The organism is Nostoc sp., assembly GCF_036917815.1.
Lineage (GTDB): Bacteria > Cyanobacteriota > Cyanobacteriia > Cyanobacteriales > Nostocaceae > Nostoc.
This window is the reverse complement of sequence record NZ_JBALEK010000054.1, coordinates 59,619-82,367: the sequence shown is the minus strand read 5'-3', so window position 1 is coordinate 82,367 and position 22,749 is coordinate 59,619. Positions and strand designations below refer to the sequence as shown.

Genomic DNA, 22,749 nt, shown 5'->3' with positions numbered 1-22,749 from the left:
CCGTCCGCCACTAAATCCGAAGATTCCGTTCGACTTGCATGTGTTAAGCATACCGCCAGCGTTCATCCTGAGCCAGGATCAAACTCTCCGTTTTGTTGTGTTTCGAGTTTGTGGCTCTGAAAAAAATATTTTCCAGAATCCTAATTACAATTTCGATTATCTTTTTGGGAAATCCCAAAACTAAAATCTTTTGACGAGGATTGGTTTTTTTCTTAAGCTTTCAAAGTATTATGTTTTTTAGGTTCAGCGGTCGTTTGCGTTCTTTCGCTTCCCGACTTAACTAGAGTAACTAGTCATCCCCTAGTTTGTCAAGGGGTAAATTTAATTTTTTTTCTAAAAGGGCAAATCCCTTGACTGGCACTACTTTCAAGAGACTGGCTTGAGCAACGGGAGGGAGGCGAAAACGAAGTGGCTAAACTTGACTGTGTGAATAATGCACATTGCTTGTCCATAAATCGGATCTGATGCAGGTTGAGTGATTATCGAAAAAGTCAGGAGGTAGTCTTGCTTGAGGGATTTATCCTGAATCCAAATACTCGAACTAACTATATATAAGAGCATAATTGTTGCGGAGCTTGCGGTTTAAGACTTCCATCCCACAGGTGAGGCTTATATGGACATTTAGGCGATCGCCACCGCTAAGTTCGCGGAGCGTTTGGAAGGGAAGATAGGCGTTACAGTGAGTCTAGCGCTGTAGAGGGGCTTCAAAATTTATAATGAATTTTTGAGAAAAAGCTAAAAACTAGACTAGGCAATAAATACAGATGATCCGACCGCGTAAGGTCTTTGCTCAACATTGGCTCAAAAGTGAAAAGGCGCTCAACGCAATTATTCAAGCAGCAGAGTGTATAGAAAGCGATCGCTCCGCCAACGCCACAGGCGATCGCGTCCTGGAAATTGGCCCCGGAACGGGGATTCTGACACGTCGTTTATTACCCTTGGTGCAATCTCTGATTGCAGTTGAAATAGACCGCGACTTATGCCAACTGTTGTCAAAGCAGCTTGGTAAGACTGAGAATTTTTTACTGCTGCAAGGCGATTTTCTCACTCTAGATTTACCATCTTATCTGGCAGCCTTTCCCAATTTCCAAAAGCCAAATAAGGTAGTAGCCAATATTCCCTACAATATTACAGGGCCAATCATTGAGAAACTACTAGGTACGATCGCTAACCCCAACCCCGAACCATTTGACTCTATAGTGTTGCTGGTACAAAAAGAAGTAGCAGAAAGGTTGTATGCTAAATCAGGCTCAAGAGCTTTTGGGGCGTTGAGTGTGCGGGTACAGTATTTGGCTGAGTGTGAGTTAATCTGCACAGTCCCAGCGGCCGCATTTCAGCCCCCGCCAAAAGTCGATTCAGCAGTGGTGCGATTGCGTCCCCGAAAAATAGAAATCCCAGCGCTTAATCCCCGACAGTTGGAGAATTTCTTAAAGTTGGGGTTTGGTGCCAAGCGCAAAATGTTACGAAATAATTTGCAATCAGTTATAGAACGCGATCGCTTGAGCCACTTACTGGAACAATTAAAAATAAATCCCCAAGCTAGAGCCGAAGACCTCAGCGTTCAGCAATGGGTAATTTTAGCAAATGAATTGGGAATAGGGAGTAGGGAGTAGGGAACAAGGCAAATTTTTCCCCATTACCCATTCCCCGTTCCCCGTTCCCCGTTCCCCACTCCCAGAAAATGCGTTCCTACAGCCTAATTGCCCCTGCTAAAATTAACTTGTATCTGGAAATCATCGGCGATCGCCCCGATGGTTATCACGAGTTGGCCATGATACTTCAAAGTATTGGACTTGCAGACCAAATTGATGTGCGTTCCACCAGCACTGAGAGCATTCGCGTTCACTGCAACCACCCACAAGTACCGACAGATAAAACTAATCTGGCATACCGCGCAGCCGAATTAATGGCGAGGCAATTTCCTGAGGCCTTTGCTAAATATGGGGGCGTCGAGATTAACATCAACAAGCAGATTCCTGTTGCTGCTGGGTTAGCTGGGGGTTCGACGAATGCAGCATCTGTGTTGGTGGGGATAGATTTACTGTGGAAGTTGGGGCTAACTCAGTCAGAATTAGAGGAGTTGGGAGGTACACTGGGTTCAGATGTACCATTTTGTGTAGCGGGTGGAACTGCGATCGCCACAGGTAGAGGTGAGCAACTTTCTCCCCTGCCAAGTTTGGATACTATATATATAGTCTTGGCAAAATACCGCAGTCTGGAAGTTTCTACGGCTTGGGCATACAAAACCTATCGACAGCAGTTTGGTCATTCTTATATTAGAGATAGCGGCAACTTGGAAGCGCGTTCTAATGGAGTTCATTCAGGAGGAATAGTAAAAGCTATCCTGGATAAAGATGCGGTAGAAATTGCCCAAAAACTGCACAATGATTTAGAGCGCGTGGTATTGCCAGTCTATCCCCAAGTTTTGCAACTGCGAGAAGTGTTTGCAAATCAAGAAGGTGTTTTAGGAACAATGATGTCTGGTTCTGGCCCAACAGTATTTGCTCTTTTTGAATCTCAACAGCAGGCAGAACTAGTTTTGCTGCAAGTCAGAGAAGCAATTATTGATGAAGACTTAGAGTTGTTTGTGACTCGGACAATTACACATGGTATTCAGGTGGCATCTTCAGTTTAAATAAATTTTTCTCGTTAATAGAGTAGAAGGAATAAGCTGATGAGTTTTTAAGTTGCATAGTTCAAATCGCTAGAAATACACAAAGACGCAATTTGAATGACAATTAGCTGAGAACAAGAATTATTCCTAATGCTCGGATCTAAAACCTCAAATCTAAAATGTTATGAATGACGAAAATCTAACGCCACAAACAGATACTAAAGAACAGGTTACAGCGAGTCCGTTACGCTGTTTTACTGGGGCGGTAATTTCGGGAGGAATGGGATTTGCAGTGTATTCGCTGATGATTGCGATCGCAACAAATTTTGCTACTAAACCTATTCATTCAATTAATCCATTGGTGGTAAAGATTTCTTCTGCTGTCCGTACTCTGGTTGTTGGTGTAGTTGCTTTAGGAAGCGGGATATTTGGTATAGTGGCAATTGGTTTGTTGGCTTTGGGAGTGCAATTATTAGTGCAGCAATTGAGCAAGCAAAAAAGTAGTGAAAACTAGTAATTTGCTTTAGAGTAAACAACCTAATACCAATTTAAGGTGAAGATGATCGCGTACACTTACTCTTTCAGTACCACCCAGATGTTGAATTGAGCAAATTAGTCAACCCCTTCGGGGAATTCAAAATTCAAAATTATTAATTCAAAATTAAAGACAATCAGTGCTTGCTCTGAAACCCGCCACTGATTGTAGACCACTGATTCAAAGAATCATTGTTGGCTCTGTACCCAGAATTAATTAATTCAAAATTATTCTTATTCTTATTCTTCATTTTGAATTTTGAATTTTGAATTCAAAAAATGGTCAATCGTACATTGTTTTTCTAGTCGCTTATATGGATTACGCAAATACAAGTAAAAAGTAAAATTAATTGCTCAAGGTGTTGATCCTTGTTCAAAGTCGTGTATACTTTTTCACGTGAAGAAGTATACAGAAGTTTGGTGATGTTTGCCATCAAGCGAGAATTAAAACTAAATAATGTTGATACCTCCTTGATGCGCGGCAATGCTGGTTTTAAACGGTTTGTTTACAACTATGGGTTAGAACTGCTAACAGCGTCTTGGAGTTTTGAGGATATAAAAGCTTCTGACTCTAAGCGCCTTGATGCCATCAAAAAAGTATTTACTCAAATCACAAGGCATAACTAGGCGATCGGAACTACAAAGCTTGGGCATTATCGTCGTTAGTAAGTCTGACTTTTTTACACACACTGATTTATACCTTGTAGTTCAAGCTAGTATATATGCCATTATACTTGGTGAGTCTCTGTGTATAGTATTATCCTTGACTTTAACAGATTTCGGGTTGACACTTTATAGACTGGCTCAATATTCAAAAATTTATGCGGAATTGATACCGGCGACACTGAAATTGATAGCAGCAACATTATTTATAAGCAAAAATTATGAACACAACCAAGAGATATTTTTTACCCCTTATTTTTGTGACAATGGTCGTCAGCCTCGGCAGTTGTAGTTCTAACCCCATCGCTCGTAATATTGATAGCGGAACGCCATCGCCTGCCACAACACCGCCGAATAGCTTATCATCTCAGACTCCCAGCCAAATTCCTAGCGTAGCTCAGTTGAGAGAAAAATCTCCTAAGGAAAATACGCCTTCGCCATCAACTTCTGAAGCTACCATTAGCAAAACTACCAATGTCACACTATACACAAGTGATACTCAATGTCAAAAACTCATTCCAGAAAAGGTTTCAGTACCAGCCGAGGAACCAGTGACAAATGTAGTGAGTAAAATTTTAGAAAAACGAGATACAAGCGACTTTAGCCTGTCTGGGTATCGTGTCAACATCAAAAATGGCATTGCTACAGTTGATTTGCGAATATCTCCTGAGTCAAAGCGGCAAATAGCTTCTCTTTCTAGTTGTGAACAGTTTGCTCTGTTTGGCAGTCTTCGTAAAACCCTAACGAGTAATGCCCAATGGAATATTAAAGAGGTTCGCTTTACCGAGCGAGGTGAGGACATTGTTCTTTAGGTGAACTGCTGAGACTTGCCTAAGATTGAAGCTGGGGACTTTTGCGACTCGTTAAATATGGTAGTAAGTGCCGTCATCAGCTAGCTAAAAAGATTTCCCAATCTGAACACACTGACAGAACTCATACATCAGCAGTTGCCCCGTCAGGTATGTTGTAGCCAATTGAAAACAGCTGTAAATAGTGGTATGGTTAACTTTAATGCTAAGTTTATGGCAGCAATTAGCGGGTGTAATTCAGTGGTAGAATGTCACCTTCCCATGGTGAACGTCGTGGGTTCGAGTCCCATCTCCCGCTTTAAAATCTATGTAGTATTTATTGCTCTAAATCGAATTTAGTGCAACTTACAGGTATGGTTTATTGGCTATTTGTCGGGATAAGTTTCGATATTACCATATTAAACTCTGAAATTTTATTTTTAGTCATTTACCTTAGTTCCTCTTGTTGAAATATTTCTAGGTTGAATTCTACTTAAATTCTAATTTACCGCTTTTTGGTATGTTGGCATTTGTGCAAAGGCCAGTAGAGACGGACAGATGTCATTGGTGTCAACTTAAGCTAAAACCCTTTTCAAATCTCGTTTCTAGCCTCTGGCTGGAAATGCTGCTCTTGGCGGCAGAGCCGCCAGTAAGGGAGGCAGCAGCCCCAACGACGGGCATTCCCAGTCGGAGACTGGGAACGAGGCAATCTAAAAGCTGGTTCTAGGTTTGCTTTCACGTTAAGTTGACACCTATGGACAGATGTGCGCCCCTACGAAGTATTCACATAATTTCAATATGAATAATTTCTGGAAACGCATCTATCCTATGGAGTATTTTATGATAAATACAAATAAATATTTATATAGTTATTTAAAGATAATGTAATCTCAGCATTCAAACCCGACGCTGTAAATCTGATAACTCAAGGCATTACCGTGTATCGCAGGTAGCAAAACCAAAGGAGGAATGTCATGATTATGAGATGTACCTTTGGGTAATGATGTCAAGTAGGTGAAATATTTATTAATATTATGAATAGGAAGTGTAAATTCAGCGACAGGAGTCCGAAAAAATTCCTAATGGTAGGTATTTCGCATCAATCACCAGACTCTTCACTAACGGAGCAGAAGATCATGAACGACCAGCAACCATCAGACTCTAATAAATTCGTCGGAAATCTCAAGAATGGGATTTGGCTGTTTGGGCTGTCATCCTGGGTATTTGGCATTACCGATCGCAGTATTGCTTCATTTGCGGATGGCTATCTATCTGCTTTGGATTTGACGCAACTATTCACGGCGGCGACGTTCTTTGTGGCGTGGCTATTTTTGAAACCGACATCCAGAGTTTGAGATTGGCGACTGGTTGAATATCCAGTCACTGTTTAGGTTAGTCTTATAAAGATTTAGAAAGTATTTGATCGCCATAAGGGGTGCGCCACAGAATGCATAGATTCTTTTGCATTGATTTTTGCGTTGATTACAATCAGGGTAATTTATAAAATCTCTGAATTACCCTGATTTCTAGTTTTCGCAAGAGAGAATCAGGATCTATACCGAGTTCGGGCAACCTGAAAATTTTTCTAATTTTCTGAAATTGATTATCCTCAAGTGGTAGTCTGCTATACAAAACTTGGCTAGACTTATTTAAAGTTAGCCATTCAACTAAAGTTTCCTTTAGAGGGTCTGCTTCTTGTTTCATCCAAGGAAGACGGCTTCTTCTTGTCCACAAGCGTAATTCGGGGGTAGCCCACCCTACTGATGATTAATATGTTTCTGAATCTTTTAGCCATTGGGCATCCATTATTTTCAGCAAATTTAACCTTCGGGGTACTCCCGTTTGACCTTTTTACAGGCTTGCTAGTTTTGACTCGACCGTGGTTTACAAACCAGATATTTAAGCCTTGGTTTTCGGCATTAATTAGATTTTACAAGAAAATGTTACTTATTTTGGTGAAGTTTAGAGCCTTTTAATGAGCTTTTTGACAATTTAGTACAACTCTATTAGACTAACGATTTATACTGAAACTCTATAACGAACCTTCGGGGAATATAACCCCATTTCGGATTAAAAGCCCGGTCTTCATGGCCGGGCTTTTGACAAGGAACTTAAAAAAATTGGGATAACTCTGGAAAATCCCAGAATCACCCCGAATTTTAAAAGTTAGAAGTTAGGAATTTTTTTTAACTCATCACTTCTGATTAAATTAGGCAAAGGCGGCGGTTGTCACATCGTTATTCGAGAGAATTTCTTGCAACTCTTCGGCATCTACTGTTTCTTTATCAACCAACATTTCCGCTATCTGATCTAAAATGTGGCGGTTACGCACCAACACTTCTTTAGCGCGTGTATAGGCTACATCTACAAGTTTGCGAACTTCTTCATCAATGGCGGCGGCGGTTTCTTCAGAAAAATCGCGCTCTGACATGATATCTCGTCCGAGGAACATATTACCTTGTTGACGACCAAGGGCGACTGGGCCTAAGCGATCGCTCATCCCAAATCTGGTAATCATCTGACGAGCAACACGGGCTACTTGTTGGAGGTCATTAGAAGCACCTGTGGTAACTTCTTCTTCACCAAAGATTAATTCCTCAGCAATCCGACCACCTAAAGCCACAGCCATCTGATTTTCTAGATAAGCCCGGCTGTATAAACCAGTGTCCATCCGGTCTTCGCTAGGGGTAAACCAAGTTAAACCACCTGCGCGACCACGAGGGATGATACTAATTTTCTGCACAGGATCGTAGTCTGGCATTAAAGCACCAACTAAGGCGTGACCAGCTTCGTGATAGGCTACCAAGGTTTTACGCTTTTCGCTCATTACTCGGTCTTTCTTCTCTGGGCCAGCTAATACGCGATCGATCGCGTCGTTGATTTCATCCATCGAAATTTCAGTCAAATTCCGGCGGGCTGCCAGAATTGCGGCTTCATTCAACAAATTGGATAAATCTGCGCCAGTAAATCCAGGGGTACGACGGGCAATTTTATCCAAATCCACATCTTTGGCCAAGGTCTTACCACGGGCATGAACCTTGAGAATTTCGCTGCGTCCGGCATAGTCGGGACGGTCTACCACAACTTGACGGTCAAAGCGACCAGGACGCAATAGGGCTGCATCTAGGACATCAGGACGGTTGGTAGCGGCAATAATGATGATGCCAGTGTTGCCTTCAAAGCCGTCCATTTCTGTGAGCAACTGGTTGAGGGTTTGTTCCCGCTCATCGTTACCACCACCTAAACCTGCACCTCGTTGACGACCTACGGCGTCAATTTCATCGATAAAGACGATACAAGGAGCGTTGGTCTTAGCTTGTTCAAACAAATCGCGGACGCGGGATGCACCCACACCGACGAACATTTCGACAAATTCCGAACCGGAGATGGAGAAGAAGGGTACACCTGCTTCACCAGCTACAGCACGAGCTAGGAGGGTTTTACCTGTACCAGGAGGACCAACTAACAACACACCTTTAGGAATTTTTGCACCAACGGCGGTAAAGCGATCGGCGTTTTTCAGAAAGTCTACGACTTCGTTTAATTCCAACTTGGCTTGGTCAATACCAGCGACATCGCCAAATGTCACCTGAGTTTGTGGTTCCATTTGCACTCTGGCTTTGGATTTGCCAAAGTTCATCGCTTGGCTACCGGGGCCACTTTGAGCGCGACGTAGTAAGAAGAATAAGCCAACTAAAAGCAATACAGGGAAAAATAAGCTGCTCAGTGCCTTAAACCAAAATCCTTCATCGGTTTGGGGCAAAACAGAAATATCAACGCCGTTTGAAGACAGAGTATTGATCAGGTCTGGATCGTTAACTAAGGTCACAATCCGTTTAGCTGGGTCATATTTGGGTGTAACCAGTGCTGTAGAGCGATCTGCACTCAAACTGACTTTTTCGACTTTGCCTTGTTGAACTTCTTGAATAAACTTACTGTATCGCCATGTCTCTCTGCTTTGGGGTTGTTTGTCAAAAAATGCTGTTCCCAGCGCAATGACGACAATAAACAGCAGCGCGTACAGCCCTGCATTTCTCCATTTTTTATTCACTAAAGTCTATCCTCCTGTATTTTTCGCGCCATCGCTTACCGTCTCTGCTCGGAAAGGTCATTATTAAGAATTATGTTAACTTATCTTAAGTGTAACAAGTTGCCGTAGCTGTCATCCGACAAAAAGCTCCCTGATTTGCTGAAAGCTAGGATGGTAGGGATTATATTGTAGCGACCCGGAAGGTTGATGCACGGTATGAATGGGAATAATTTCCACGACACTATTAGTGTAGGCGATCGCTTCAAATCTCTGGACTAATTCGACGCTCCAAGTTTCTTCCCGTACTGGCTGCTGCTGCTTTTGCAACCAGTTTACAAGTTGCGATCGCATAATTCCCGGTAAAATTCCTGCCTTTTTTGGTGGCGTGTACCAAGTGCGATCGCACCACCCCCAAAGGTTGCCTGTGCTGGTTTCTAGCCAATTTCCTTGAGTGTCTACTAATATTGCTTCTTGAGCATCTAAACTAGTTTTTGCCAACCAAGCACTCAAATAGTTTCCAGTTTTATGAGAGGGGAGAGAGCGAGAAAATTCTGAACTAGCAACGGCGCATATTATACCAATATTTTGTTTTTCTGTCAAATTATCTGGTAAGAATCTGCCAGTTATCCATTCCCGTCCATCAGGAAAGATGGTAATTCTGAGAATAGGAAAGTGTGCGAGGAGAATTTGGGCACCTTGACGCACAAGGTTCCAATGGGGTTGTTGCCAACCAAAAGTTTGTAGTGAGAAAAGTAGGCGATCGCAATGTGCTTGCCAATTTGTTAAATTACTATCTAGTGAGTTCTGATAAACCCGCAATGTTGTAAAAACAGTTGCCCCATAAAGTAAACCCGGATCGTTAATGTTTAATTCTAGGGTTTGAGACTCAATTAATTTACCATTGTACCAAAAAATATTATTTGTCACAACCAGATTGCTTGTCCCTACAACTCTATTGAAAAGTGATGACTTGTAATGCTCATACGCTGGATGAGATAAAACCTGTGGGCTGCAAATCGCTGAACACCAGAATCAAGACTCAGGTGTTTACACTCATGATTTCTGGCATATTCAATTAGCCACTGAAATAACTGTTTACCATAGCCATGTGACCGATTCAACTCATCAACAACCAAATCATCAATGTATAAAAACTTTCCTGATGCTAAACAACTAGAAATGCGAAATCCAGCAATTGCCACAGCTTGCTTCTCTACTTCCAAGAATGCAAGTTGATATCCTTCTTTCATTTGATATCGAACTTGTTCTACAAACTTAGACTGCTCAAGGTGAGGGCGCAACTGGGACATCACAGGAAAACATGCTAATATTTGAAAGTCAGATTCTACCAATTGTATTGACATTAGTATTGCCCTACTCAATCATGCGTGATAAATTTGGAAACAATTGAGTGAATATAATTTGCTACTACACTTGCAGCAAAGCGCTATGAGCAATAATTTAATCTTTGGGGGGAAATATAATTTTATTAGTACCTTCAGGAGTTCTAATTACTTTTCCTCCCAAAGCTTCGATTGCCCTAATTGCGCGTTTACTAGTTTTCTCATCAACTTGATTACTTAAAACCATTCCCCAGGTAGAAATCTGAGCATATTTGCTGTTAGGATTTCGATTCAAAAATTCAGCAGTTCTTTGGGAAGTATTAGCGATCATCTGACTCTCTGGATCGGAAAATTTACTAGCCCAGTTTGCCGCTATTGCAAAAGAATGTTGGGCAGCTTTAGCGTTGCCTAAAAATAATAACTCATCAACTCCTTTATAACGCCAGACGTAATAAGACCTTTCGGGAACCCAAGGAGATAGTGATTTTAACCCTTTTTCTGAGATTGCGATCGCCCGTTCGGGCATGGCAGCATACAATGAAGTACTGACAGAAAGACTCTGATACGCTGCTAAAAATCGCGGGTCACGTTCTAGAATAACTTCAAAATATTCTGGACTTAAACTGTAACCTGTTTTATCCCGAACTTCATCGTCTCCGAAGTATTGTGAAAAATCGAGATATACTAAATCTGCAATCAAGTTATCATAACCAAAAGTAGGCATTTTTTGAAGAAAATTAAGGCGGAGATTTTCAGCTTTTATTTCTTTCTCTAGAGTTTCTATAGAGGCGGATTTTTTGCTACTTATCAGTTTTTGCAATTGGGGGAATTGAATCAAGCCAACTCCTAATATACATGTACAAATTATCAAAGGTGTAACAATAGCTTTACGCGATAACAACAACATATTTTTCTTGTTTTCCCAGGTATATAGCGGTTCTCGTTTACGTGAGGTACACCCGTAGGGGCACGGCAGTGCCGTGCCCCTACACCTTGTGATGTAATGTTGTACCGCATCTGAATGGAAACCGCTATAACTAACTCATTGTATATAATGTACTTATTGTAAGAGTAGCGATCCTGAATTCTTACAGCATTATTTTATACATTAATGTGTATTTACACTAGTGTATACTTTGTGCCCCCTTGTTTGCAATAGCAGATAAATTATTTTCTCTTGTCAGATTAAATTAGCTCCGGTAAATCACAGCTTGACTTTTCTTGATCAATAATTCTTTCAATTATTAAGTTGTTTAGATTTTGCTTAGTTTTATTAAGTAAAGACGGGAGAGTTTTTCACATAAGCTAGAATGATACTTTGTTGAAATTTAAACCTTTGGCCACCAAGAAACTATGGTAAATACTGTAAATTCGAGAAGTACGGATAACTTGGAAAGTAATAGACTAACTGTTACTACAACAAATAGTGATTTCAGAACAATAGTTACTAATCTTAATGCTGATAAAAAGGGACTGGATGTTGATGAAATTATTGATGCTATTAAAACAGCAATAGTTGAAGTTGTTGATTTAAAAATCACCACTTGGGTTGTAGATTCATCTGAGCAGTCACAAAATGAGATAACATCGGCACATCCCAAACCAGGTAATCGAATATATACCCGAATTAATCTTGTTAATGGCGATATCGACAATGAAATTGGTAGTGAATTTACTGATAGCGGTACTTATAAAGAAATCCGCGAATTTCATTTAACTCAAATTAAAGATGGTCGGGAGATTATTCACAAGAATATAGAAAGTGTAGAAAAATTGTATAGATTTTTTATGGAAATCGTGAAAAATCGCAAAAAATCAGAAATGTAAGCATTACTTTGTTAATTGCACAGTTAAACTCAAACACCGACAGCAATCTAGCCTAATTTATAGGTTGATTTGCTTCTACCTATCAATAGAAGCCTACAGCAATCTTGGTCAGAACTGATAATAGGGTTACACTATGTCTAATGATATTCAAACTAAAGACCAAAATGGTACTAAACATCCAGATATTCAAACCCAAGCTAGAAGCTTGATAAACAATTTAGTATCATCTGTACAGACATTAGTTTCTGACATCACAGCTATAGAAGTAAATACGATGGTTGTGGATAGGATTAATGCTTCAAAGTTTAATGCTTGGGAGGCATATCAAGAAATTTATTCTATACACGATCCAGATTACTTTGATGCAAAAGATATTCCAGAAGAAGGTTATCAAGCTCAAGAACTTCGTAAGCGTTATAGAAGTCTATTCGACCAAATTGAAAGAGAATATTTTTACCTTCTTCTTGAGGAAGGTTCAGATTTTTATAATCCGCAGGATGAGAGGATAAAACGATATCGTCGGAGGCTTGAATATGCGAAGCAACATCAAGAAAATCTAGTTGAAAGCGATGAAGAAAATGTGAAACTAGCTGAACCAATACTCCCGGCTCCAACTCCCGTTCTTGATGACAAAGATGGTAATAAGCAAGAAGATTGGATTGACAATTTTAAAGAAATTCAAAGGCTTTTAAATAATGCTAGATTTGTTCGTACCCTACGTAAAATGTATGAACTGAAAGCTGCACTTGATAGTAGTAACGTTAAAAGTACTAAAACTGATATTATTTATGCTCAAACTGTCATGCAGTTAGATGGAGATATTATCACTCGTTACCATAAAGAGCTTTTTAATTTATCTGAAGAAGCAAAGAATTTAATTATTAATACACATCATGAAGGAGTAGTTTCTGGGGAGAAGCAGTGGCGTGGAACATTTAGTTTTTTGATTAATTTGATCAAAGGTATCGCAAATTTATCTCAATAATGAACGCCGATATAATAAAAAAAGCTCGTAATCAAGCTGATGTTGCGCTCTTGCTTTCTCTACAAGTTCCTCAGGGCGATCGCTTGGAACTGAAGGTGGAGCAATCGCAGTGTAGTTTTTACCTGAATGGGACAGTTGTAGAGCAGATTCAGCAAGCACAAAAAACTGGTGTTTCTCTGTACATTCCACCTAAATTGATAATTCCTCTCTGGTATTACACTTGCTTCAGCAATAATGATGTACTTGTCAAGAAGAAAGAAACTACTGAAAAGCAGTTTAATCAAGCTTTTTACGTTATTGTTATAGTTAATATTTTTAAATTTTTTCTGATTAAAAATACAACTGGTAAAACAGCCTTCCAGCCTGGAGTCACCTTTAATTCTTACTATAAGCAAACTCAATCATCTTCAGATAGTTATAAAGATCAAGACATCATTTTGCAAAGCACCATCCTTCTTCATGGTGATATATTTCACAAAATCAAGTTGGATTTTATGGAAAATTCCAACTGTTCAATAATTGTCTCGGCTCATTATTGGCTGACTGAACAAATACTAAGTTCTTTTCGGACTAATCTAAATCTGCTAGTTTGGGAGCTAGCTTCGCTGCTTCCTGCTGCTTTAGTAGTTTACAATCTGTATCTACCAAATTGGGTACTATCAATATTTGCTTGGATAGGCTTCACTGTATTATTTGTGACTACTCGCTATTTTCTTGTCAATCAACTCCAAAAACGTACTTCTATCAACTCTAAATCTATAAATCGGTTGATATGGACGCTGATTTCTTTCATCCCTAGCGTTGTTGTTGTTGCTACTACTAGCTTTAGTAATATTAATGCCTTATTATTGCCATTTTTGCCACTTCTTTCACCAAAACTTGCGGAGTATATTTTAAATTTTATCGGCCTACGACTGGGGAAACTAATCATTCGCAGATTCGTGTGATTCTGAATATAGCGCTTCTCGAATGGAAGCAATACACCTTGACCTCACTTCCATTCCTCTCTCCTTTTAGGAGAGAGGCTTTGAATCTTACTCCCCAACGCTACAAGGGTTGGGGCTGTGCGTTAGGTCTGTATTGCATTCAATCGAGAAGCGCCATATATCAGAACTTAGACACAATAATAAAAAATAGTTCAGCCAAAGCGTAGTAGATTGACATCCTCCCCACCCTACTTCGCCCGTGGTAGGGGCATTCGGTGGCTCATGGTAAAGTAAGAAATCTCAAAGTGCGTGTAGATATGGAAACCTACGCGCAATAAATTAAAAATCACATAACTGTCGTAATGTCAATCCTTCCAAAGTAAGATTGTCGCCATGATCAACTCAACTCCAATGGATGACGATAAAAATTTCCCCAAGAAAAAGGGCAGGACACTCCCCCCCAAGCTGATCATCTGGCTGGGAAAGTTTGTTTGGACGACTATGTGGCAAATCATGATGTCCAAACTTGCTCCTAGCAATCAGTCGGGAGCGTATATTCGTCCCAATAGCCAATTTCGGAACTTCATTGGCACAGAGCAAGGGAATCCACACCCACCAGCATCGGGGCGCTACAAACTATATGTTGGGCTGGGCTGTCCTTGGGCACACCGAACCTTGGTTGTGCGATCGCTAAAAAAACTCGAAGCGGTAATATCAGTGTGTATCGTCTCTCCTTCTCCCATTGAAGGCGGTTGGATATTTAACCAAGAAGAAGAAGGTTGTGGCACACTAGCTGAATTTTATCAACGCGCACAACCAGGCTACAGTGGACGCTCTACAGTTCCAATTTTATGGGACAATCAAACAAAAACTATCGTCAATAATGAAAGTTCAGAAATTATCGTGATGCTGAACTCTGAGTTTAACGAGTTCGCCAACAATCCTACGTTAAATCTTTACCCAGAAGAACTTAAACAAAAAATTGACTGGTGGAATGAGAAGATTTATCACGCGGTAAATAACGGTGTGTATCGCTGCGGCTTTGCCCAAACTCAAGAAGCATACAATGAAGCTTGTAATGAACTGTTCGCAACTCTCGATGAGATTGACATAACATTGCAGACTAATCGCTATCTATGCGGAGAAAATCTCACACTCGCAGATGTACGTTTATTCACAACATTATTTCGGTTTGATAGTGCCTATTATGGGCTGTTTAAATGCAATAAGCAGCGAATTCGAGACTATGAGAATCTCGGGGCTTATCTGCGTGATTTGTATCAGCTTCCAGGTGTGGCTGACACTTGCGACGTAGAAACCGTGAAGCGGGACTATTACGGGAACCTATTCCCACTCAACCCCGGCGGGATTATTCCCAATGGGCCTGATATGTCCTATCTTAATCAACCACACGATCGCGATCGCATTGGCAAAGTTAATGCTTCATAAAGTACTCGCTGGATTGTAGAGTTGGTGTAATTGTGAACCAGATGAATCGAGTTGCAATTGTTGGCGGAACTCATGGCAATGAATTTACAGGGGCTTACCTGATCCAAAAATTTGCCCAGTTTCCCGATTTAATTACTAGACCAAGTTTTGAGACAGTCACCCTGTTAGCAAATCCCAATGCTTTTGCAGTAGGGAGGCGATATCTAGAGAAGGATTTAAATCGCTGTTTTCTTAAGCAAGACTTACAAGATCCGACTCTAAACAGTTACGAAGAATTGCAAGCTAAATTAATCCAGAACACCCTCGCATCAAATAGGGATAAACAAGCAGACTTCATCTTAGACTTGCACAGCAGTACAGCTAATATGGGTCTAACAATTATTATCGATAACGGTCATCCCTTCAACTTGAAATTGGCCGCTTATCTAAGCCATATCAGCCCTTTGGTGAGGATTTATCGCTGCTCTTTTAAATCAATTGAAGAAAATCCATTTGTCAATTCTCTCTGCGAACTAGGCTTTGCGATCGAAGTTGGCCCCATTGCCCAAGGTGTTTTAAAAGCAACGCTATTTCAGCAAACAGAAGAACTTGTTCATGCGGTTTTGGACTACCTAGAACAGTTTAAGCAAGGGGAAATTCCGTCAACTAACGAAACATTGATTGTCTATGACCACTTATCAACAGTGGACTATCCAAAAAAACCTGATGGTACAATCTTTGGGATGATTCATCCAGAGCTTCAAGATAAGGATTATCAAGCCTTGAATCCAGGAGATCCAGTTTTTATAAGTTTTGATGGTAAAACGATTGTTTATGATGGTACATCTACCGTTTGGCCTATTTTTATTAATGAGGCTGCTTACTACGAAAAGGGAATTGCAATGTGTTTGACTCAGAGGCAGCAAATCAATACCTAGAATGTGGAGATTTTTTTATAATCGCTTTTTATTGAGAGTAATACAGTACTTTGCAAGTAAATGAAGTACACCCTTCCATTGCTTGGTGCTACGGTGAATTACCCCCCTTAATCCCCAGGGCTGATTCATTCCCTAAAAGACCTTAATTTACAAGCGTATCAGTCAAAAAAATCAGGTTTTTAAACACTCTAATTGGGTCAAAAACCAGGCGATCGCACTTAAATTTACCGATTGAAACAGTAATTTTTCGATTACCAACTCACTAAATTTTCTGGTTGATACTCTTGACAAAATTCTGATCTGAACGAATGAAACAGCCCTGCCTTAATCCCCCCGATATATCGGGGGGAAACAGCAAATCTAGTTCCCTCCCCAATATGTCGGGGAGGGTTAGGGTGGGGTATTTTTGTACCTCAGCAACTCGCAATCTGCTGTAATATAACGTGAGTTCGATGAACCTCTCCCTCCCAGCCTCCCTCTGGGAAACGGAAAGGGAGGAGCAACGAAAAATTCAGCTTTTTGCTCCCCTCTCCGTGTCGGAGAGGGGCTGGGGGAGAGGTCAAATAAGACTTGTCGAACTCACGTTAAATTAGGTGAAAATATCATCTATTACCAATTACAAGAAGCAAATAAATTAGCGACAATCTCAACTAGTTCTCCTGGAGAGACTGGTTTAGATACATGAGTCTGAAAGCCAGCTTCCAAAGCGCGAATCCGATCCTCTCTATCGCCATAAGCAGTTAAGGCAATAGCTGGAACTTGTCCACCCATATCTGGCTTTAGCGCCCGTATTTTTCGGATAAAAGTGTAGCCGTCTTCCCCAGGCATACCTATATCACAAATTAAGACATCAGGTTGCAATTGCGGTAACACTTCCCGTGCTGCTGGCGCTGACGGAACTGCTACAATGGTGGCTCCGTCTGCTTCCAATACTGTAGTAATAAAAAAGCGAATATCATCATCATCTTCAACTACAAGAATATTTAAGCCAGCAAGAGGCAGAGAAGGTTGCATAACAAATTACACTTTAATTTTGTCTGACAACAATGCCGACTTAAAGATTTTGTTTTACTCTAGCCGTAAGCACAACAATCCTGTAGCTAGCAATAGCTTTCAACAATTTCCTATTGTATCTCTATACTCCATTATATAATATTAATATTTGTATATTTCTAGTTCTTGATAACCTGTTTGTTGGTCAAAAGTTCTATTAAAAGTAAATTCCTCACTTGCACCAATAACTATTTCAGCAGTTGTGTAAATAATGCATCCATCGTCGAGATGTCCACCGATAGTTTTGCCTTCTCGATCAGAAATAGCGATATGCAAATGCACACCTGTAGTTGCTATTGTACCGTTGAGAGCGATGATTTCAAATTTTTCGGTTAATACTGTACTGATGTCTTGATTAGCAAAGCGAATTTTCGCTTCTTCTAGACTACCAATGGCACTTAATATAAACCCGGCTTTGATGTCTTCCTGTTTGACAAAATTCTTTAAGCTTTGTCTTAAATCGTCGTGGGGTTTTAATCGGATCGCAAAAACTCTCATTAGTTAATAGTCATTAATTAGTTGTTTAAGTAACATCCAGCAATTAACCAGGATGAAAATTATCAGGAATTTTACTGAACCGCCAAGACAATAAATATTACTAATATATACATAATTATTGTCAGGATGCCCAATATGTCAGATTTACCGCTTCAGTGCAAAAATTTGAAAGAGCAGGTTGAATCTATATTACAACTTTTGCAACAAGAACCAACGCTACGTTCTCAAGATATTACACCTGTACAAACTTCCTTAAGTAAGGCAATTTCTCCCAAGTTTGAGATTGTATTTGCAGGTGCGTTTAGTGCTGGGAAATCAATGTTAATAAATGCACTATTAGAAAGGGAATTACTTTACAGTGCAGAGGGACACGCTACAGGTACAGAATGCAAAATCGAGTATGCAGAAGTAGATCAAGAACGTGTTGTTTTGACGTTTTTAAGTGAAGCAGAAATTCGGGAACAAGCAGTTTCTTTGTGTCAGCAGCTAGGATTTAAGACAGTACCTAATATCAACCAAGCTGATGTAATTAACTTGCTACGTGAAGGTTCTGAAGTTATTATTCAGCAGGAGGGTGGTGAGAGTAAATCAGAACGTGCAAAACAGGCGAAGGCGTTAATGTTGTTGCTAGAGGGATATATGGCAAACCGCGATCGCATATACACGGTTAATAATGCTACATATTCAATGGAGCAATTTAACTTTTCTAACCTTAAGGAAGCGGCTGGATATGCCCGTCGTGGTAGCAATAGTGCAGTATTGAAGCGGATAGAATATTACTGTAATCATCCTTTGCTAGAAGATGGAAATGTAATTATTGACACACCTGGCATCGATGCACCAGTAGAAAAAGATGCACAGCTAACTTATGCCAAAATTCAACATCCTGATACTTCGGCGGTGGTGTGTGTGCTAAAACCTGCTTCGGCGGGTGACATGACAAAAGAAGAAACAGAACTTTTGGAATTAATGCGGGAGAATGGGGGAGTACGCGATCGCGTTTTCTATGTCTTCAACCGAATCGATGAAACTTGGTACAATACCCAGCTAAGGCAACGATTAGACGATTTAATTAGTGGGCAATTTCACAATACAAGCAAGGTTTATAAAACTAGTGGATTATTAGGATTTTACGGCAGTCAGATTAAACAGACAAGTGGACAAGATAGATTTGGTTTAGATTCTTTCTTTGCTGAAAGCGTCAAAAGTTTAGACAGTCAAGAAGAAACACCACAATTTGTCTATGCGTTTAACAACTACTGTGTAAATTCAGGGAAACTTGCTTCCACTAAATTCCGTGTGTCTGTTAACGGCTTTGAAACCCCAAATCAAAATTATGTGCGGATTTTGGGTGATTGGGGAAATGAACTGATAGAAAAGCTAATTCAAGATAGTGGTACTGAAGAATTTCGTATAGCAATTACTCGCTATCTTACGGAAGAAAAGCGTCCCCAACTATTTAAAAATCTTGCTGATGATTTGGAAGATGTTTGTATTAAACTGAAGAAACATTATCAGAGTGTCCAACACAATTTAGATAGTCAGCCTCAAGAAATTGAGACGATGAAAGCGCAAGAGTTGCAACGCCTAAATCAGCAACTTCAGCAAATTGGTAGAGAGTTTAGTGAGCATATCACAGAAGAAGTTAACCAAATAATTAATAATTCCTGTGATGCTTTTGAAGCAGATTTTAAGCAACTGCAATCACGGATGATTCGCCGTCTAGATGAATTGCTAGATACTTTTTCTGTCGCTGATGCTTATCGACGCGCAACCATTAGCCATCCTCGCAATGCTACAGCACCTTTAATTGCGATTTTAGTAGAGGCATTTTATTATTTAGCAAATCAATTGGAAGATATTTTGATTGAATCTTCTCAGCAAGTAGTTGCAAGTTATTTCCAACGATTGATTGAAAAGATTCGGAAGTCAGAATATTATCGTCAATTGTATCGTTTATTAGATCATGATGGTGGAATTGAACAAACGATAAAGACTGTCGAAAAAGTAGTTACTCAAGCATTACTGAGTGCTGCTAGTGTAGAGTGCGATCGCTTTGTGCGAGAAAGTCCCAGATTTTACGATGAAGGCACTTTTTCTATATATCAATTTCGCCAGACTCTATTACAAACTTCTCAAAGTTACGACGCTGAAAGTGTTGTCGAAGCAGAACCAGCAATTAGGCAATTATTAAAGTTAGATTTTGAACCAAAAGTTTCTCAAACTATTCGTAAATCTTTCCGTCAAACTATCAACCAAACTCTCAAAACTCAGTTATTGCCAATGGCAGATCAGCAAGCAGATGAAATTTTGCAGCAATACCCACATGCGCGTGCTTATTTAGAGAAAACATTAGAACAAGAAGCTGAAGAAAAAATTGCGAATAATCACCGATTATTGAATGTTGTTGAAGAAAATATTGCCGCATATAATTCAGCCGCTTCTAATATTAATAGTTGTTTACAGGCGATGCAATTATACGATCATCTTTTGCCTATAATTGGTGATTCGTTTGATACTGATAGGAAGTTTGGGAAGAATGAGTTTTTGATTTCAGATGTGGTATAAGAGGTTTAATTTTAATCTCGAAGATGATTTGAGATAAATTTAGCTTTTAGTGAGTGCTAAAGCATTCACTAACTACAGTTTTGCGTAAATTAGAAAAATTTCAAAAATTGAGGTTGATATGCAAGATGAATTCAAGAAAATAGAGTGTAACGATGGTGATGTTTTTGACTTAGGAGACAACACATATAAAGTTGCTAAATTTAAACAAGCAATAAATAACTCATCTAACTCCGCCGTAGAATTAACATTGAATCAACAATTAAGTAGCCAAGGAGTAAAGATAAAACAATCTCCGAATGTAAATTTGTTTCAGACGGGGATAGATTGCGAAATCTTAAAACTAGGTTCTCAAAGCTAGAAAAAAGGGAAAGTGAAAATTAAAATAAGCGTTGAATTTTATGTTGAAGAGGAAGATGTACAAATAACTAACAGCAACAATTCAGAAATCACCGAACCAGAATCGCCTCTTGATGATCTTCGCCGGATGATTAATGAGTAAAATTAGTCAATCAAAATTTACATATAGCAATCTTATTTGATTTGTGAAAATCGAAAGGTTTAGATTCCTGACTTATTTAAGAAGTCAGGAATTTTGTTGTTGAGGAATGATTTATGCTGGCTATAACTTAATACGCTTAGAGGTTGTTTTAAATGTAACTTTGGGCACTGATTGATCCCCCCTAACCCCCCTTAAAAAGCAGGGCTGTTTCATTCGTTCAGATCAGAATTTTGTCAAGAGTATCAACCAGAAAATTTAGTGAGTTGGTAATCGAAAAATTACTGTTTCAATCGGTAAATTTAAGTGCGATCGCCTGGTTTTTGACCCAATTAGAGTGTTTAAAAACCTGATTTTTTTGACTGATACGCTTGTAAATTAAGGTCTTTTAGGGAATGAATCAGCCCTGCCTTAAAAAGGGGGGAACCGGAATCAAAGTCCCCCAATTTATCGGGGAGCCACTGCGGTCTTCTCCCAAGGGGAGACGCTAAGAGCGATGGGGATCTCCCCAAGTAGAGCAAGTGGCGTGGATTTAGGGGGATCTAGAATTTTTTGCTATCGATGAGAGGACTTTTCAAGCATCCTTTTAGGTTAGGAAAAATTGTAGGTTGGGTTAAGCAAAGTGCAACCCAACAAAGCCCGGTAAATGTTGGGTTTCGTTCCTCAACCCAACCTACGCCGTTTAAGGTTTTTGGTGCTAAATGAACTGTATTGTGCTATAAGTACTCTTTACAAAACTGGGTATTTAGATATTAGGAAAATAGTCCTTAGTCCCTAACTTAATGGTTATGACTATCAAACGTCGGGAATTTATCACAACCTGTGGACTAGCTACCTTAGCCACCCAGATACCAGCACTTACCGCCCAAGGTAAGCCATCACCAAACACCATATCCAAGCCGCCCCGCCTGCAAGTTGGCGATACTGTAGGATTGATTTCCCCTGCGGGTATCATTGATGCTAAAGATATCGAAGCGGCGCAGCAATCAATTTCACGGTTAGGGTTAAAAGTCAAGCTGGGGAAGCATATTTTAGACCGTTACGGCTATTTAGCGGGTAAAGATGCCGATCGCGCCGATGATGTAAACTCGATGTTTAGCGATCGCACCATCAAAGCAATTATTCCCATGCGTGGTGGTTGGGGCTGTAATCGCATTTTACCCCTACTCAACTACTCGCTGATCCGCTCCCATCCGAAAATTATCATCGGTTACAGCGATATTACGACGCTATTGTTAGCAATTAATGCCCGTAGTCAAATGATTACTTTTCATGGGCCAGTTGCTACATCTACCTGGAATCAATTTACAGTGGATTACTTCAAGCGCATCCTATTTAATGGTGAAGCTGTGACTATGCAAAATCTCAACCCTAGCGAAGTGCGGGTGGAGATAATAGCACCGGGAAAGGCGAGGGGGAAACTTGTGGGTGGAAACTTATCAGTGCTATCAGCGATGGTGGGTTCACCTTACTTACCTTCTTGGAACAAAAGCATTCTGTTTGTGGAAGAAGTTGGCGAGGATGTTTATCGTGTAGATAGGATGCTGACACAGTTAAAAACTGCTGGGATACTTAATCAGATTGCTGGCTTGATCTTTGGGCAATGTACTAATTGTAGTCTTGGGGATGAACCATCATTTACTTTAATGCAAGTCTTGCAAGACCACATACTTCCTTTAGGTATTCCTGCTTGGTATGGTTCAATGATTGGTCATATTAAGGATAAATTTACCTTGCCAATCGGTGGGGAAGTGGAAATAGATGCTGAACTTGGGACAATACGAATGTTAGAAGCGGCTGTTAAATAATTTTGGATTTTAGATTTATTTTGCGTAGCTTGCTTATTGCGGAGGGAGTATAAGGGATTTCCAAGAAAGAAATTATCTAAATAAACGAACCACAGAGACAAGGCAGCGCGGTCTTGGGGGTTTCCCCCATGAGCGACTGCCGCGCAGAGAACACAGAGAGAGGATAAATTCGCATTCAGACCTTTTGAAATTTTGGATTGAAGATTCAAAATCCAAAATCCAAAATCTCAAGTTCGCTAATTTTGATTAA

The 22,749-nt window shown here is 40.0% G+C and carries 19 protein-coding genes, 1 tRNA gene, 1 rRNA gene and 2 pseudogenes; 16 read left to right on the top strand and 7 right to left on the bottom strand.

What is annotated here, in order from left to right; genetic code table 11:
* Positions 1-94 (bottom strand): 16S ribosomal RNA (locus V7K97_RS15990); the annotation flags it as partial.
* A gap of 670 nt (positions 95-764) precedes the next feature.
* Here V7K97_RS15990 and rsmA point away from each other — a divergent pair.
* The 8 genes and pseudogenes from rsmA (at position 765) to V7K97_RS15955 (ending at position 5,954) form a co-directional block, all read left to right on the top strand.
* Positions 765-1,613 (top strand): 16S rRNA (adenine(1518)-N(6)/adenine(1519)-N(6))-dimethyltransferase RsmA, encoded by an 849-nt coding sequence (gene rsmA / locus V7K97_RS15985; RefSeq protein WP_334802013.1) that lies wholly within the window; start codon positions 765-767, stop codon positions 1,611-1,613.
* Positions 1,614-1,681: 68 nt separating this feature from the next.
* A complete protein-coding gene (gene ispE / locus V7K97_RS15980; RefSeq protein ID WP_334802012.1) occupies positions 1,682-2,635 on the top strand; it encodes a 4-(cytidine 5'-diphospho)-2-C-methyl-D-erythritol kinase in 954 nt (317 codons plus the stop codon).
* A 163-nt stretch (positions 2,636-2,798) separates the two neighbouring features.
* On the top strand, positions 2,799-3,128 hold the full coding sequence (locus tag V7K97_RS15975; RefSeq protein ID WP_334802011.1) for a DUF3082 domain-containing protein: 330 nt from the start codon (positions 2,799-2,801) through the stop codon (positions 3,126-3,128).
* Between the two features lie 38 nt (positions 3,129-3,166).
* Positions 3,167-3,235 (top strand): annotated as a pseudogene (locus V7K97_RS32050) (IS200/IS605 family transposase); the annotation flags it as partial.
* Positions 3,236-3,529: 294 nt separating this feature from the next.
* Positions 3,530-3,775, top strand: coding sequence for a hypothetical protein (locus V7K97_RS15970; RefSeq protein ID WP_334802010.1), 246 nt, complete (start codon positions 3,530-3,532; stop codon positions 3,773-3,775).
* Between the two features lie 257 nt (positions 3,776-4,032).
* Positions 4,033-4,623, top strand: a complete 591-nt coding sequence (locus V7K97_RS15965; protein ID WP_334802009.1) for a sporulation/spore germination protein — start codon at positions 4,033-4,035, stop codon at positions 4,621-4,623.
* 223 nt (positions 4,624-4,846) lie between these two features.
* A tRNA-Gly gene (locus V7K97_RS15960) sits at positions 4,847-4,918 on the top strand.
* Between the two features lie 817 nt (positions 4,919-5,735).
* Positions 5,736-5,954 (top strand): hypothetical protein, encoded by a 219-nt coding sequence (locus tag V7K97_RS15955; RefSeq protein WP_334802008.1) that lies wholly within the window; start codon positions 5,736-5,738, stop codon positions 5,952-5,954.
* A gap of 854 nt (positions 5,955-6,808) precedes the next feature.
* Here V7K97_RS15955 and ftsH3 read toward each other — a convergent pair.
* The 4 genes from ftsH3 to V7K97_RS15935 form a co-directional block, all read right to left on the bottom strand.
* The gene (gene ftsH3, locus V7K97_RS15950; RefSeq protein ID WP_334802007.1) at positions 6,809-8,650 is read right to left on the bottom strand and encodes an ATP-dependent zinc metalloprotease FtsH3; all 1,842 of its coding nucleotides are present in this window, start codon (positions 8,648-8,650) and stop codon (positions 6,809-6,811) included.
* A gap of 111 nt (positions 8,651-8,761) precedes the next feature.
* On the bottom strand, positions 8,762-9,556 hold the full coding sequence (locus tag V7K97_RS15945; RefSeq protein ID WP_334802006.1) for an aminotransferase class IV: 795 nt from the start codon (positions 9,554-9,556) through the stop codon (positions 8,762-8,764).
* 17 nt (positions 9,557-9,573) lie between these two features.
* Positions 9,574-9,993 (bottom strand): GNAT family N-acetyltransferase, encoded by a 420-nt coding sequence (locus V7K97_RS15940; RefSeq protein WP_334802005.1) that lies wholly within the window; start codon positions 9,991-9,993, stop codon positions 9,574-9,576.
* A 97-nt stretch (positions 9,994-10,090) separates the two neighbouring features.
* Complete coding sequence (locus V7K97_RS15935; protein ID WP_334802004.1) at positions 10,091-10,879, bottom strand: hypothetical protein; 789 nt, start codon at positions 10,877-10,879, stop codon at positions 10,091-10,093.
* A gap of 446 nt (positions 10,880-11,325) precedes the next feature.
* On the opposite strand from V7K97_RS15935, the gene V7K97_RS15930 reads away from it, so the two are divergent.
* From V7K97_RS15930 to V7K97_RS15910, 5 genes are all read left to right on the top strand, one after another.
* Complete coding sequence (locus tag V7K97_RS15930; protein ID WP_334802003.1) at positions 11,326-11,799, top strand: hypothetical protein; 474 nt, start codon at positions 11,326-11,328, stop codon at positions 11,797-11,799.
* 133 nt (positions 11,800-11,932) lie between these two features.
* Entirely contained in the window at positions 11,933-12,784 is an 852-nt protein-coding gene (locus V7K97_RS15925) for a hypothetical protein (protein WP_334802002.1), read from the top strand.
* Positions 12,784-13,731: a hypothetical protein gene (locus V7K97_RS15920; RefSeq protein ID WP_334802001.1), complete on the top strand. Its 948-nt coding sequence runs from the start codon at positions 12,784-12,786 to the stop codon at positions 13,729-13,731. The genes V7K97_RS15925 and V7K97_RS15920 overlap by 1 nt, the downstream gene beginning before the upstream one ends.
* Positions 13,732-14,103: 372 nt before the next feature.
* On the top strand, positions 14,104-15,159 hold the full coding sequence (locus tag V7K97_RS15915; RefSeq protein ID WP_334802000.1) for a glutathione S-transferase family protein: 1,056 nt from the start codon (positions 14,104-14,106) through the stop codon (positions 15,157-15,159).
* A gap of 32 nt (positions 15,160-15,191) precedes the next feature.
* Positions 15,192-16,076 carry an aspartoacylase gene (locus V7K97_RS15910; protein WP_334801999.1) on the top strand — a complete coding sequence of 295 codons (885 nt, stop codon included), beginning with the start codon at positions 15,192-15,194 and terminating at the stop codon, positions 16,074-16,076.
* 609 nt (positions 16,077-16,685) lie between these two features.
* On the opposite strand, the gene V7K97_RS15905 is transcribed toward V7K97_RS15910, so the two are convergent.
* Both V7K97_RS15905 and V7K97_RS15900 read right to left on the bottom strand, forming a co-directional pair.
* Positions 16,686-17,090: a response regulator gene (locus V7K97_RS15905; protein ID WP_334801998.1), complete on the bottom strand. Its 405-nt coding sequence runs from the start codon at positions 17,088-17,090 to the stop codon at positions 16,686-16,688.
* A 141-nt stretch (positions 17,091-17,231) separates the two neighbouring features.
* A complete protein-coding gene (locus V7K97_RS15900; protein WP_334801997.1) occupies positions 17,232-17,627 on the bottom strand; it encodes a PPC domain-containing DNA-binding protein in 396 nt (131 codons plus the stop codon).
* A gap of 135 nt (positions 17,628-17,762) precedes the next feature.
* Here V7K97_RS15900 and V7K97_RS15895 point away from each other — a divergent pair, with 135 nt between their 5' ends.
* The 3 genes and pseudogenes from V7K97_RS15895 to V7K97_RS15885 all read left to right on the top strand — a co-directional run bounded on the left by V7K97_RS15895 (position 17,763) and on the right by V7K97_RS15885 (position 22,499).
* Positions 17,763-20,195 (top strand): dynamin-like GTPase family protein, encoded by a 2,433-nt coding sequence (locus V7K97_RS15895; RefSeq protein ID WP_334801996.1) that lies wholly within the window; start codon positions 17,763-17,765, stop codon positions 20,193-20,195.
* A 118-nt stretch (positions 20,196-20,313) separates the two neighbouring features.
* Positions 20,314-20,694, top strand: a pseudogene (locus V7K97_RS15890) (KGK domain-containing protein).
* A 785-nt stretch (positions 20,695-21,479) separates the two neighbouring features.
* Positions 21,480-22,499, top strand: a complete 1,020-nt coding sequence (locus V7K97_RS15885) for a S66 peptidase family protein (protein ID WP_334801995.1) — start codon at positions 21,480-21,482, stop codon at positions 22,497-22,499.
* Positions 22,500-22,749: the final 250 nt, after the last annotated feature.

Bases quoted from the DNA above. Each gene is read 5' to 3' on its own strand.
- V7K97_RS15925 (WP_334802002.1), top strand. From the start codon at position 11,933: ATGTCTAATGATATTCAAACTAAAGACCAAAATGGTACTAAACATCCA.
- V7K97_RS15905 (WP_334801998.1), bottom strand. From the start codon at position 17,090: ATGCAACCTTCTCTGCCTCTTGCTGGCTTAAATATTCTTGTAGTTGAA.
- V7K97_RS15955 (WP_334802008.1), top strand. From the start codon at position 5,736: ATGAACGACCAGCAACCATCAGACTCTAATAAATTCGTCGGAAATCTC.
- V7K97_RS15975 (WP_334802011.1), top strand. From the start codon at position 2,799: ATGAATGACGAAAATCTAACGCCACAAACAGATACTAAAGAACAGGTT.
- rsmA (WP_334802013.1), top strand. From the start codon at position 765: ATGATCCGACCGCGTAAGGTCTTTGCTCAACATTGGCTCAAAAGTGAA.
- V7K97_RS15885 (WP_334801995.1), top strand. From the start codon at position 21,480: ATGACTATCAAACGTCGGGAATTTATCACAACCTGTGGACTAGCTACC.
- ispE (WP_334802012.1), top strand. From the start codon at position 1,682: ATGCGTTCCTACAGCCTAATTGCCCCTGCTAAAATTAACTTGTATCTG.
- V7K97_RS15900 (WP_334801997.1), bottom strand. From the start codon at position 17,627: ATGAGAGTTTTTGCGATCCGATTAAAACCCCACGACGATTTAAGACAA.
- V7K97_RS15935 (WP_334802004.1), bottom strand. From the start codon at position 10,879: ATGTTGTTGTTATCGCGTAAAGCTATTGTTACACCTTTGATAATTTGT.
- V7K97_RS15915 (WP_334802000.1), top strand. From the start codon at position 14,104: ATGATCAACTCAACTCCAATGGATGACGATAAAAATTTCCCCAAGAAA.
- V7K97_RS15940 (WP_334802005.1), bottom strand. From the start codon at position 9,993: ATGTCAATACAATTGGTAGAATCTGACTTTCAAATATTAGCATGTTTT.
- V7K97_RS15965 (WP_334802009.1), top strand. From the start codon at position 4,033: ATGAACACAACCAAGAGATATTTTTTACCCCTTATTTTTGTGACAATG.
- V7K97_RS15920 (WP_334802001.1), top strand. From the start codon at position 12,784: ATGAACGCCGATATAATAAAAAAAGCTCGTAATCAAGCTGATGTTGCG.
- V7K97_RS15895 (WP_334801996.1), top strand. From the start codon at position 17,763: ATGTCAGATTTACCGCTTCAGTGCAAAAATTTGAAAGAGCAGGTTGAA.
- V7K97_RS15930 (WP_334802003.1), top strand. From the start codon at position 11,326: ATGGTAAATACTGTAAATTCGAGAAGTACGGATAACTTGGAAAGTAAT.